The sequence below is a fragment of the Metapseudomonas resinovorans genome (assembly GCF_002003485.1).
Taxonomy (GTDB): Bacteria; Pseudomonadota; Gammaproteobacteria; order Pseudomonadales; family Pseudomonadaceae; genus Metapseudomonas; species Metapseudomonas resinovorans_D.
In genome coordinates this window covers 1-12934 of the sequence record NZ_BDMA01000080.1, presented here as the reverse complement: position 1 = coordinate 12934, position 12934 = coordinate 1, and the positions used below count along the sequence as shown (strand labels likewise).

10 protein-coding genes are annotated in these 12934 nt (G+C 63.8%); 3 read left to right on the top strand and 7 right to left on the bottom strand.

What is annotated here, in order from left to right; all coding sequences use genetic code 11:
• Window positions 1–504: 504 nt before the first annotated feature.
• The 5 genes from MnOB_RS21955 to MnOB_RS21935 form a co-directional block, all read right to left on the bottom strand.
• Window positions 505–948 carry a hotdog fold thioesterase gene (locus MnOB_RS21955; RefSeq protein ID WP_077526346.1) on the bottom strand — a complete coding sequence of 148 codons (444 nt, stop codon included), beginning with the start codon at window positions 946–948 and terminating at the stop codon, window positions 505–507.
• Between the two features lie 49 nt (window positions 949–997).
• Window positions 998–2665, bottom strand: coding sequence for an AMP-binding protein (locus MnOB_RS21950; protein WP_077526345.1), 1668 nt, complete (start codon window positions 2663–2665; stop codon window positions 998–1000).
• Window positions 2666–2769: 104 nt separating this feature from the next.
• Complete coding sequence (gene sixA, locus MnOB_RS21945; protein WP_077526344.1) at window positions 2770–3234, bottom strand: phosphohistidine phosphatase SixA; 465 nt, start codon at window positions 3232–3234, stop codon at window positions 2770–2772.
• Window positions 3231–3578: a DUF4389 domain-containing protein gene (locus tag MnOB_RS21940; protein WP_077526343.1), complete on the bottom strand. Its 348-nt coding sequence runs from the start codon at window positions 3576–3578 to the stop codon at window positions 3231–3233. The genes sixA and MnOB_RS21940 overlap by 4 nt, the downstream gene beginning before the upstream one ends.
• A gap of 38 nt (window positions 3579–3616) precedes the next feature.
• Complete coding sequence (locus MnOB_RS21935) at window positions 3617–4639, bottom strand: NAD(P)H-dependent glycerol-3-phosphate dehydrogenase (RefSeq protein ID WP_077526342.1); 1023 nt, start codon at window positions 4637–4639, stop codon at window positions 3617–3619.
• Between the two features lie 324 nt (window positions 4640–4963).
• On the opposite strand from MnOB_RS21935, the gene MnOB_RS21930 reads away from it, so the two are divergent.
• The 3 genes from MnOB_RS21930 to fabB all read left to right on the top strand — a co-directional run bounded on the left by MnOB_RS21930 (window position 4964) and on the right by fabB (window position 8875).
• Window positions 4964–6871 (top strand): ATP-binding protein, encoded by a 1908-nt coding sequence (locus MnOB_RS21930; RefSeq protein WP_077526341.1) that lies wholly within the window; start codon window positions 4964–4966, stop codon window positions 6869–6871.
• Window positions 6872–7130: 259 nt separating this feature from the next.
• Window positions 7131–7646, top strand: a complete 516-nt coding sequence (fabA, locus tag MnOB_RS21925; protein ID WP_077526340.1) for a 3-hydroxyacyl-[acyl-carrier-protein] dehydratase FabA — start codon at window positions 7131–7133, stop codon at window positions 7644–7646.
• 11 nt (window positions 7647–7657) lie between these two features.
• Window positions 7658–8875, top strand: coding sequence for a beta-ketoacyl-ACP synthase I (fabB, locus tag MnOB_RS21920; protein WP_077526339.1), 1218 nt, complete (start codon window positions 7658–7660; stop codon window positions 8873–8875).
• A 186-nt stretch (window positions 8876–9061) separates the two neighbouring features.
• On the opposite strand, the gene mddA is transcribed toward fabB, so the two are convergent.
• Complete coding sequence (gene mddA / locus MnOB_RS21915; RefSeq protein ID WP_077526338.1) at window positions 9062–9835, bottom strand: methanethiol S-methyltransferase; 774 nt, start codon at window positions 9833–9835, stop codon at window positions 9062–9064.
• Between the two features lie 94 nt (window positions 9836–9929).
• The gene (locus MnOB_RS21910; protein ID WP_077526337.1) at window positions 9930–12752 is read right to left on the bottom strand and encodes a PAS domain-containing hybrid sensor histidine kinase/response regulator; all 2823 of its coding nucleotides are present in this window, start codon (window positions 12750–12752) and stop codon (window positions 9930–9932) included.
• Between the last annotated feature and the right edge of the window lie 182 nt (window positions 12753–12934).

Genomic DNA, 12934 nt, shown 5'->3' with positions numbered 1-12934 from the left:
AGCGCATGGCCTACGGCTATCGGGACAGCGACTTCTTTTTCATGAAAATCAAAGCCGCCTTCCCCGGTAATCCGTGAAGAACCTTTTTATTTCCACCATTCGATGCTCGCCGCGGCCACCGATGGCGGATCGATGGAGCGTGATCCACCCTACGCGGAGACAGGGCCCTTTGTGCGGGGCAGTTCGCGAGCAGAGCTCGATCCTACGGAGCCGGGACGTAGGGTGGAAATCGCTTTTTATTTCCACCGTTCGATGCCCGCCCCGGCTCCGATGGTGGATCGGTGAAGCGTGATCCACCCTACGCGGAGACAGGGCCCTTTACGCGGGAAGTTCGCGAGCAGAGCTCGCTCCTACGGAGCCGGGACGTAAGGTGGAAATCGCTTTTTATTTGCACCGTTCGATGCCCGCCCCGGCCACCGATGGTGGATCGATGGAGCGTGATCCACCCTACGCGGGGACAGGGCCTTTTGTGCGGGGAAGTTCGCGAGCAGAGCTCGCTCCTACTTATCGGCTTGGCGGCTCGGCGCCGAGAGGCACGATGGCCGTGGTGAGGCGGGAAATGCAGCTGGGCTTGCCATCTTCGCCGGTCAAGCGGATATCCCAGACATGGGTCGTGCGGCCGAGGTGCACCGGCCGAGCGACTGCGGTGACGCGGCCCTTGCGCAGGCCACGCAGGTGGTTGGCGTTGACCTCCAGGCCGACGCAGTAGAAGCGGCTGTTGTCGATGCACAGGAAGCTGGCGGTGGAGCCAAGAGTTTCCGCGAGCACCACTGAAGCGCCGCCATGCAGCAGGCCGTACGGCTGGTGGGTGCGCTGATCGACCACCATGCTGGCGGTCAGGGATTCGTCGTCGAAGGACTCGAAACGGATGTCCAGGCCTTCGCCAATAGTGTTCGCCAGGGATTCGTTGAGGTGTGCAAGATCGGGGATTTGTCGCCACAGGCCCATCGGGTCGCTCCTTGTGGAAGGCCGGGAGGGGAATTCCGGCCAGGTTTGATCATTCGTGCCAGACCACCGCTTCCTGGCGTTCCAGCCATTCCGGGAAGCGCTTGCCATAGGCATCTTCAACGATGTTGCGCTTGATCTTCAGCGTCGGGGTGAGGAAACCGTTGTCCACTGCCCACACGTCCTTGACCAGCACCAGCCCCTGCAGACGCTCATGCTTGTCGAGGTCGCCGTTGACCTCTTCCAGCAGGCTGCGCAGGCTGAGTTCCAGCTCGGAACGGGCGCTGTTGGCCGCCTCCTGCCGCCCGACCTCGGAGAGCACGCAGAGCGCCATGGGTTGGGGCAGACCGTCACCCACCACGCAGACCTGCTCGATACGCGGATGCACCGCCAGCCGATTTTCGATGGGGGCCGGCGCGACGTACTTGCCCTTGCTGGTCTTGAAGATTTCCTTGATGCGACCCGTCAGGCGCAGGTTGCCGTTGGCATCCTGTTGGCCCTTGTCTCCCGTACGCAGGTAGCCGTCTTCAGTAATGGTTTCAGCGGTCTTGGCCGGGTCCTTGTAATAGCCCTGCATGGTGGCGCCACTGCGTACCTGCACTTCGCCCTCTTCACTGATGCGGACTTCCACGCCGGGGCTGTTGCGGCCGATCCAGCCAGGCATCACCTCGCCCTTGCGGCACAGGTGGGAGTAGCCGCAGTTCTCGGTCATGCCGTAGACCTCCAGCACTTCCAGGCCGAGGCGCTTGTACCAGTTCAGCAGCGCACCAGGCACCGGTGCAGCGCCGCACAAGGCATTTCGCACGGCATCCAGGCCAAGGCCGGCAAGCACCTTGCGGCCGACCATGCGGCCGATGACGGGCAGCCTGAGCAAGCGATCGAGTTTCTGCGCCGGCATCTTCGAGTAAACGCCCATCTGGAACTTGGTCCAGATCCGCGGCACGCCGAAAATGGCGGTGGGCCGGGCACGGCGCAGGTCCTCGAGGAAGGTTTCCAGGCTTTCGGCGAAGAACACCGTCTGCCCGGCGTAGAGCGAGCCCATCTCGACGAACATGCGCTCCGCCACATGACAGAGCGGCAGGTAGGACAGCAAGCGGTCTTCCTCGCCAGTCTGGAACATGTTCATCCCGTGGTTGGCGGCGAAGGCGAAGTTGCTGAAGTTGTGCATCACCCCCTTGGGCGTACCCGTGGTACCGGAGGTGTAGATGATGGTGGCGAGCTGGTCCGGCGCACCCTTGGGGCTGTCCTGGATAGGGTTGACGGCCTGCAGGTCGGCCCAGCTGAAATCGAAGGTGCCTTCAGGATGGATCGGCAGGGCGATGGTCGGGACACCCTCGGGCACACCGCCAGCCATGGCCGGCCAATCGTCGAGTTTGCCGATGAAGGCCAGCGCCGATTCGGAATGCTCCAGAACCTGGTGGACCGATTCGGCGGTGAGGTTGGGATAGAGGGGAACGGAGACGTGGCCAGCCATCCAGATGGCGTAGTCGGCGACGATCCAGTGGGCGCAATTCTTGGAGATGATCGCGATTCGACTGCCCTGGGGCAGATCGCGTCCGCGGAGCCAACTGGCGGCCCGACGGGCTTGTTCGCCCACTTCGGCCCAGGTCAGCTCCTCGATCCTGCCGCCGCCAAGCGGTTGGACCAGGTAGCGTTTGTTCGGGTGACGAGCTTCGCGTTCGAAAAACACTTCAAGCGGCAAACGGACTGCATCAGCCACAGGGCCTCCTCCTTTGTTCTTTTTGTGGGGGACAACCAAGCACTTGCTTGGGCGAATATTCCACGCACCCGGAGGAGGCGCAAGTTAAGAAATGTTGCGAATCGTCAGTGACGGCGAACGTGATGGATGCTGCGCAGGGACATCAGCCCGGGGATGAGGAGGTCACCTTCCAGCTCGGCCAGGGTGGCGGTTCCCATGGGCAAGGGTTCCTGGCGATGGCCGTGGATCAGGAGACCCGCCAGGTCGCTGACGAAGGGATTATGGGTGACCAGCAGGAGATCCTGCTCGCTGCGTTCGGCAAGGAAATTCAACGCCTCCCGTGGATCGCTCTCGGGGGTGATCCAGGGGGCGGTGCCAATGGCACCGCTGAAGCCCAACGCATCACGAACCAGCTCTGCGGTCTGCTGGGCCCGCACGTAGGGGCTGGCGAGAATCGCGCCCAGCGGCCGCCCGGCAAGCTGGGCGGCGCTGTGCAGCACGTCCTTGCGGCCGTGGCGGGTGAGTTCGCGCTCCGCATCGGTCCGGGCACGGGGCTCGGCCTCGCCGTGACGCAGGAGCCAGAGCCTCATAGCTTGGGCTCTTCGTCACGCACCGGATGGGCTGCAGGCGGCACCGCGTGCGGCGCCTCGCCCTCGGAGGCACGGGCTTCGGGCCAGTCGCCGAAGGGCCAGGGTTTCTCTTCGGTATTGAAGGTGCCGAAGCGGCCGATCTGCGCCAGATACTGGCTCAGGCTGTCGCCGAAGGACAGCAGCCCCGCATTGGGCGCACCGTAGAAGGCGCGGTAACCGAGTTGCAGCAGGACCACGGCGCCCAGCACGATCTCGGCCAGTTGCCAGACGATAACGAAGATCAGCATCCACAGGACGCGCAGCAGGATGTGCTCGCGCTGCAGGTCTTCGCGGTCTTCACTCATGGGGGAATCTCCTTGTCCGAAAGGGTGATGGGTCCAGGCTAGAAGCCGGTGGTTGGGATGAAATCTACGTCCGTCTTGGGCTCGCCGCGCATCAGCAACTCGATCACCTGAGCCAGCGTACGCCCCTCGAAAAGAATGGCATGCAGGCCAGCGACCAGCGGCATGTAGACCTGCAGCTCTTCGGCACGGGTCTTGAGCACCTTGATCGTGTTGACGCCCTCGGCGACCTCACCCAGGCGCGCGACCGCGTCTTCCAGGGACAGGCCCTCGCCCAGGGCATAGCCCACCTGGTAGTTGCGGCTCTTGGGCGAGGAGCAGGTGACGATCAGGTCGCCGACGCCGGCAAGGCCGAGGAAGGTCATGGGATTGGCGCCGAGCTTGACGGCGAAGCGGGTCATCTCCGCCAGGGCGCGGGTGATCAGCATGCTCTTGGTGTTCTCGCCCATGTCCAGGGCGGCGGCCATGCCGGCAATGATGGCGTAGACGTTCTTCAGGGCGCCGCCCAGCTCGACGCCGAAGCGATCCTGGCTGGCGTAGACGCGGAAGGTGCGGCCATGCAGCGCGGACTGCACGCGCTTGCAGAGTTCGGCGTCTTCACTGGCTACCACGGTGGCGGTGAGGGCATGGTCGGCGATTTCCTTGGCCAGGTTGGGGCCGGAAATCACACCGATGCGCGCGTCCGGGGCCACTTCCTCGAGAATCTGGCTCATCAGCTTGAAGCTCTGCGCTTCGATGCCCTTGGTGGTGCTCACCAGAAGCTTGCCCGCGAGCTGTCCCGCCACCGGCTCCAGCACCTTGCGCAAGGCGCTGGAGGGAAGCGCAACGAAGACCAGTTCGCAGTCGGCGAGGACAGCGGCCAGGTCGGTATCCGGCTCGACGCCGGGCAGGATCTTCACACCCTTGAGATAGCGCGGATTTTCGCGCAGGGTGCGGATCGCTTCAGCCTGCTCCGGGTCGCGCATCCAGTGGCGCACGCGCTGGCCATTCTCGGCCAGCAGATTGGCGATGGCGGTGCCGAAGCTGCCGCCGCCTAGCACCGCGACGGGTTGCTGTTCAGTCATAACGGATCCATGTAGGCCATTGGAATGGCGAATTTGCGCATTATACGGTGGCGCCGCCGCCCAGCCAGCCTCTATCCAGAGCCATTGCGCTGGCAAAGCGACCTTCCTCGGTTAAGATGCCGCAGTTTTTTGGCGTCAAGAGTGCTCGATTCGTTCCCTGGCAATCTTCGGATATCGAAATTTCCCCCAGCATTGGGGCATATCGGGACTAGAGTTCCAGCATAGTTCCGCTTCACGGACGACCCCGCACCGAGGCAATAGGAAGATGTGCCGACCCTCTCCCAGACTCCCGAACTCTCCTGCCGCCAAAGGAGCGTCGTGCCCATGACCTTGCGGCGACGCTGGGACATCCATACCCGCACCCAGTTGATCAGCCTCGGGCCGGCACTGCTGCTGACCCTGCTGCTCACCGGCTTCTTCACCTTCGCCCGCTTGCAGGACCTGCGCCAGGAGCTGAACCACACCGGCCAACTGATCGCGAGCCAGCTCGCCCCGGCGGCGGAGTACGGTGTGGTCACCGGCAACCTCGAGGTGCTGGAAGGCCTGCTCCAGGCCAGTCTGAGCACGCCTCACGTGCGTTTCCTCGAAGTGCGCGACCGCGCCGACAACATCCTGGTCTACCTGGAACAGCAAGACAGCCTGGAAAAGACCGGTGCCCAGGTGGAAGTGTTCCACGCGCCCATCCTCCAGCAACAGATGCATCTTCAGGCCCGGCGCACCCTGGCCAGCGCCGACGGCCGCAGCAACGACAGCAACTACCTGGGCCGTGTCGTCGTCGGCATGTCCAACGACGCCTTCAGCAGCCGTCAGCAGGAAATCCTCCTCAAAGCGACGGTGCTGGCCCTGATCGCCCTCCTGCTCACCTTCCTACTCGCCCGTCGCCTGGCCACGCGCCTGTCGCAACCCATCAGCGCCATGGGTGAAGCGGTGAAGGCCATTCAGGAAGGCAACTACGCCGCCAGCCTGCCGGTGGTGGATGACAGCGAGTTGGGCGACCTCAGCCGCCATATCAACAACCTGGCCAGCGGCCTCGAAAAGGCCAGCCAGGAACAGCAACAAGCGATGGGGCAACTGATCAAGGCGCATGAAGAAGCGGAAATGGCGAACCGCGCCAAGTCCGACTTCCTGGCGATGATGAGCCACGAACTGCGCACGCCCATGAATGGTGTGCTGGGCATGCTGCAGTTGCTGGAAACCACCGAGATGACCGAGGAACAGACCGAGTACGCGGCCTTGGCCACGGAGTCCACGGAGCACCTGCTGAAGGTGATCAACGACATCCTCGATTTCTCCCGCATCGAGCGCGGCGCCCTGGAACTGGAGCGCATCCCGTTCAACCTGCTGGACCTGGTCCTGGGATCGGTGCAGGTGTTCCAGCACAGCGCGCAGCAACGCGGGCTGTCCCTTACGCTCGACACCCAGGACGGCCTGGAGCGGGTCGAAGCCCACGGCGACCCGACGCGACTGCGGCAGATTCTCGTCAATCTGGTGGGCAATGCCCTCAAGTTCACGGAAGAAGGCGGCATCAAGGTGGAAACCCGCTGGCAGGCACTGGACAGCGAGGTGCTCTGGCTCACCTGCGCGGTCCATGACAGCGGTATCGGGATCCCGCCGGATCGCCTGGAACACATGTTCGACGCCTTCCAGCAAGCCGATCACTCGATCTCCCGCCGCTATGGCGGCACCGGGCTCGGCCTGCCCATCGCCCGCACCCTTGCCGAACGTATGGGCGGAACCCTGCGGGCCGAGAGCCACGAGGGTTCGGGGTCGACCTTCACCCTGGAAATACCCCTGCCCTTCCGGCCCCAGGGCGCGGAAGCACTGGTCAACCAGACACAGGCGCAGGGCGAAGGCACTGGCCAGCACGTTCTGCTGGTGGAGGACAACCCGGTGAACCAGACGGTGATCGAGGCCATGCTGCGCAGCCTCGGCTTTCAGGTCAGCCTGGTTGGCGATGGCGCCCAGGCAGTGCACCAGGCTTCGCGTCATCACTATTCGGCGATTCTCATGGACTGCCGCCTGCCGGTGCTCGACGGCTACGAAGCTACACGCCAGATTCGCCAGATGAATGGCGGCGCAACGCTGCCGATTATCGCCCTCACCGCCAACGCCCTGCAGGGCGACCGTGAAGCCTGCCTGGCGGCCGGCATGAACGACTACCTGGCCAAGCCCTTCAAGCGCGCCGATCTGCTGCGCGTGATGCAGCGCTGGCTGAGCAGGCCGTCGGACTGAAACGAATGGTGCCGTTTCCAGACATTCGTCGAGTGTTCCGGGATGTTAAAGTGCTCCACGATTTGCGAGCGGGATGTCCCTGGCACGCCCCTGCGGCGAGCCTTTGTCACTCAGGTGCACGACTGTGCTCGCCACTCTGTGACTTTCACCGCAACGCAACAGTCTATGACTAGTCTGCCGACTGAGGCCCCGAAAAACGGCCACGGCAGACGGATGAATGCAAAGCCCTGTGCCAGACGGGGACCATTGAGGAGCTCGCATGACCAAACAAAACGCCTATACCCGGGAAGACCTGCTGCGCTGCAGTCGCGGCGAGCTGTTCGGCCCTGGTAATGCGCAACTGCCCGCCCCCAACATGCTGATGATCGATCGCATCGTGCATATCAGCGAAACCGGCGGGAAGTACGGCAAAGGCGAGATCGTCGCCGAGCTCGATATCAATCCTGACCTGTGGTTCTTCGCCTGCCACTTCGAAGGCGACCCGGTCATGCCCGGCTGCCTCGGCCTCGACGCCATGTGGCAGCTGGTCGGCTTCTACCTCGGCTGGCAAGGCAATCCCGGCCGTGGCCGCGCCCTGGGCTCCGGCGAAGTCAAGTTCTTCGGCCAGGTCCTGCCGACCGCGAAAAAGATCACCTACAACATCCATATCAAGCGCACTATTAATCGTTCGCTGATCCTCGGCATCGCCGATGGCACCGTGGCCGTCGACGGCCGCGAGATCTACAGCGCCGAAGGCCTGCGCGTAGGCCTGTTCACCTCTACCGACAGCTTCTGAAGGACATCCGCATGCGTCGCGTCGTGATCACTGGCCTGGGCATCGTCTCCTGCCTGGGCAATGACAAAGCCACCGTTTCCGCCAACCTGCGCGCCGGCAACGCCGGTATCCGCCACAACCCCTCCTATGCGGAGATGGGTCTGCGCAGCCAGGTGTCCGGTTCGGTCAACCTGAACCTGGAAGAGCTGATCGATCGCAAGCTCTTCCGCTTCATGGGCGATGCCGCTGCCTACGCCTACCTGGCGATGCAGCAGGCCATCGAAGACGCCGGCTTGACCGCCGAACAGATCTCCAACCCGCGCGTGGGCCTGATCGCCGGTTCCGGCGGTGCTTCCACCGTCAACCAGATGGAAGCCATCGACACCCTGCGCGAGAAGGGCGTCAAGCGCATCGGCCCATACCGCGTGACCCGCACCATGGGCAGCACCGTTTCCGCCTGCCTGGCCACCCCCTTCCAGATCAAGGGTGTGAACTTCTCCATCTCCTCGGCCTGCGCCACCAGCGCGCACTGCATCGGCCAGGCCATGGAGCAGATCCAGCTGGGCAAGCAGGACATGGTCTTCGCCGGCGGTGGTGAAGAAGAGCATTGGAGCCAGAGCTGCCTGTTCGACGCCATGGGCGCCCTGTCCACCCAGTACAACGAAACCCCTGAGCGCGCCTCCCGCGCGTACGACGCCAAGCGTGACGGTTTCGTCATCGCCGGCGGCGGTGGCATGGTGGTTGTCGAAGAGCTGGAACACGCCCTCAAGCGTGGCGCCAAGATCTACGCGGAAATCGTCGGCTACGGCGCAACCTCCGACGGCTACGACATGGTTGCCCCGAGCGGCGAAGGCGCCATCCGCTGCATGCAGCTGGCACTGTCCACCGTCGACACCCCGATCGACTACCTGAACACCCACGGCACTTCCACCCCGGTGGGTGACGTGGCGGAAATCCGTGGCGTACGCGCTGTGTTCGGCGACAAGGCTCCGGCCATCAGCTCCACCAAGAGCCTCTCCGGCCACTCGCTGGGTGCAGCCGGTGTGCAGGAAGCCATCTACTGCCTGCTGATGATGGAAGGCAAGTTCATGGCCGGCTCCGCCAACATCGACGAGCTCGACCCTGAAGTGGCCGACCTGCCGATCCTGCGCGAGACCCGCGAGAACGCCCAGATCGACACCGTCATGTCCAACAGCTTCGGCTTCGGCGGCACCAACGCCACCCTGGTACTGCGCCGCTTCAACGGCTGACGGTTCCTGTGGTAACGACAAGGCCCGCATCCATGGATACGGGCCTTGTCGTTTCTGCCTGTCGAAAGTCTTCCTTGCGCGACCCTGCGGGCGAGTGACGGGTAGGAGCGAGCTTGCTCGCGAACAGCTTTCCCACGCTCAATTAAAAAGGGCGCCCCAAGGCGCCCTTCTCTCTCTCGTTGGTGATCAGGCCGCTTCGCGACCGTCGCTCGTTTTGTCTCGGCTACCAACGCGTGGCAGCAACATGGGCACCTTCTGCCGGTAGTCTGCGTACTCGGGATGCTCGCGCAGCAGGTCGCGTTCTTCCAGCTGGATTGCGGCCAGGATGTAGATACTGGTCAGCACGGCGAACAGCAGGTGGGTGGCGGTCATGGTCGGCGTCGCCCAGAAGCACAGGAACCAGCCCAGGTACAGGGGATGCCGCACCAGCTTGTAGGCACCCGGCATCTTGAACTCCAGTGCCGTGTAGGGTTTGCCCAGCAGGTTCAGCCACACCTGGCGCAGCCCGAACAGGTCGAAGTGGTTAATCAGCAGCGTGGCGTAGAACACCAGCGCCCAGCCGAAACCGAAAGTGGCACCCAGCACCAGGCGGCCGGAGCGGTTCTCGATGTTCCAGATTTCACCACCCAGGGGCTGCCAGTAGCTGTACAGCAGGATCAGCGCCAGGCTGGAAAACAGCACGTAGGTGCTGCGCTCGGCTGCAGGCGGGATCCACTGGGTCCACCACGCCTTGAAGGCTGGACGGGCCATCAGGCTGTGCTGGACGGCGAAGATCGCCAGCAGCAACACGTCGACTCCGAGGGCGGCCCAGAACGGCAGGCGCGGTTCACCATCCAGGGTACGCGGCGCAAATGGCAGGTTGGCGACGAAGCCGATGGAGTAGACGAAGGTGGCGAAGAAGATCAGGTAACTGATCAGGCCGTAGAAGAAGATCGAAACGCGTTTGAAGTAGGTGAACATGATGCGCTCCTGCCTGGGGTTCTGGTTGGCGGCATCTCTCCGCCTTGGACACCAGATTGGCCCCGGCCTGTATCAGCCCTATGGCTGGCAGCGCTCAGTTTGTTTCCGCTTTGTATCCGCTCCGCGGGCCCTCCAGCCAGGCCTGCAACAGTTGATGCAGGCGTTGCTGGTTCAGGGGTTTGGTCAGCAGCGCCTTGACGCCCTGCTGCTGCACTTCACTCTCCAGCAGCGAGTCGCTGAAACCCGTGTAGAGCACGATGGGCAGGTCCGCGCGGGAGGCCAGCAGACGCCTGGCGACCTGAAGACCGGAAAGGCGCGGCATGCTCTGGTCGAGGATGACGAAATCCCAGGCGTAGGGATCAGCGCAGAGCAGCTGGCTGGCCTGCTCGGCGTCACAGAAGATGCCGGTCTCCAGCCCCCATCCCTCCAGCAGCTCGCCCATGAACTCGGCCACGGTGGCGTCATCATCCACCACCGCCACGCGTCCACTCAGGGCCGAGCGCAGCAGCGGTCGCTCGGCCGTCGGCGCACTGGTCGCTTCCGCAGCAGCCGCCGGGCCGTGGGCCGGCATCAGTACGCGGAAGGTGGCGCCCTGCCCCGGCGCACTGTCCAGGTGGATATGGCCGCCGTACTCATGGACGATGCCATGCACCATGGACAAGCCCATGCCGCTGCCCTGCCCACTCGCCTTGGTCGAGAAGAACGGTTCGAAAATCTGCGCGCGCAAGGTCGGGTCGATGCCCGGGCCGCTGTCACTCACGGTCAACGCAACATAGGAGCCCTTGATTCGCTGCTGGCAGGACGCGCATACGCCCTCCAGCTCCTGCTGGCAAAGGCTCACCCGCAACTGGCCGACGCTGCCCATGGCATCGCGGGCGTTGATGCAGAGGTTCATCAGCACCTGCTCCAGTTGCACCGGGTCTGCCAGCACCTGCGGCAGGTCGTGGTCCAGCTTCACCTCCAGTTCGACGGTCGCCGGCAAGGTCGACTCCACCAGACGGATGAAATCCCCCAGCAGCAGGTCCAGCGCCACCACCTGCGGCTTGCCACGGCTGCCGCGACTGAAGGTGAGCATCTGCTGGATCAGGTCGCGGGCCTTTTCCGCCGAGCGCTGCACCCGCGACAGGTACTTGCCGAGTCGCTCGTCACCGCCCTGCTCCGCCAGTTCCTGGGCCATCACGGTGTAGCCGAGCATGCTGGTCAGCAAATTATTGAAGTCGTGGGCAATGCCGCCCGTAAGGTGCCCGATAGCCTCCATGCGCTGGGCCTGGCGCAGCTGCTGTTCCAGCCGGGCGCGCTCTTCTTCGGCCTGAGTGCGCTCGGTGATGTCGCGCAGGTAGCAGATGAAGCGCGGCCCCTCGTCTCCCGGCACCTGGGTCAGGGCCAGTTCCGCGGCGAATTCACGACCATCGGCTCGCTGGGCCACCACTTCCATACGCTTGCCGAGGAACGCACCGTGCCCGGTCTGTGCGTAGTGCTCCAGCGCGTGTTCGTAGGCGTCACGAAAGCGTGGCGGGATGATCAGTTTCAGCAGCGAGTGGCCCAACGCCTGTTCGCGACTGATACCGAAGCACTGCTCGGCCGCCGGGTTGAAGGCCAGTACTCGGCCGGATTCGTCCATGCTGATGAAGCAGTCCAGGGCCGTATTGGTAATAGCGCGGTACTGCGTTTCACTGGCACGTAGCGCCTGTTCGGCCTCCTTGCGCTGGGTGATCTCGCGGGTGATACCGAGAATGCGGTCGATACCACCAATCGCCACGCGCTTGAGCAGCACTTCATCCCAGTGCAGGCTGCCGTCGCGATTGCGCCGGTGCCATTCGAAACGCTGCACCTGGCCGGCAGCGGCGCGCGACAGGAAGCCAGCCGCCTCCTTGCCGGTATAGGGCGAGTAGCCGGCACTGAACGCGTCGATCTCCAGCTTGAGCATTTCCTCGTAGCTATAGCCATAGGCAAGGCAGGCCTTGGGATTGACGTCGACCAGGGCCCCACTTTCGATGTCGTGGACGAAGATGGCATCTTCCGAGGTATTGAAGATCGCCCGGTAACTGGCCTCGGCTTCCAGCCGCTCTATCTCCGCCGCAGCCCGGACCGAGAAGATGCGCAGCACGGACTCCACCTTGTCGCGGTCACTCATCGGCCCCAACCGGCCGGCGGCGATCAACCCCAAGGGCCGACCATCGCTGGCAAAAAGCGGGAAGCCGGCGTAACTGTCGACACCAAAGGACGCCAGGACCTCATCACCGGGGTAGGAACTGCGCAGGTCGCGGGGCACGAAATGGAAACTGCGGCCGAACACCTCGGAGCAAGGTGTGCCTTTCAGGTCGTAGGTGGCGTTCTGGTGCAGCTTGCCCTCGTAGTAGAGCGCGAGGGTGGTGAGGCGTTGCGGGCCCTCGTCGCTGATGCGGCTGACGAAGGCGAAATCGGCATTCAGCGAGCGCACCATGTAGCGCGCGATGGCTTCGAACACCTCGTTGCCGGTCGCGGCGGACACGCCCAGGGCGACGAAGCGCAGGACTTCTTCCAGGCTCTTGCGCGAACTGATGTCGGTGGAGATGCCGCAGACGGCGCTGACACGCCCTTCGCTATCGAACAGCGGGAACTTGTTCGACAGGTAGGTGCGGATGCCACCGCCCATGGGCACCTGCTCCTCGAACTCCAGTTCATGTCCGAGCTGGATCACCCGCAGGTCGTTGGCCCGCAGCACGTCGGCGATTTCGCGGGGGAAGAACTCGTGATCGGTATGCCCCAGCACCCGCTCGGCACGTACCTTGAACAGGCGCTCGAAAGCGCGGTTGACCAGCGCCAGGCGGCCGTCCAGGTCCTTCACGTAGATCACCGCACTGCTGTTATCGACGATCTGCCGCAGACGATGCTCTTCGGCACTGATAGTGAAGTGGCGGGTCAATGGCTGGCTCACCGGCGGGCCCTCCGGGGGTAGCGGACTGCCTGAGTATAGAGACAGCCCGCCCCAGTCCGGGAAGCGCCCGGCGCTATTGAAACAATTGAAACAATGACCTGATGTGGGGGGTGATTTAGTTCGGTCTGGACCGTAGGGTGCGCTGTGTGTTCAGCCGGGATACATGGGTAACGCCTGTCGGG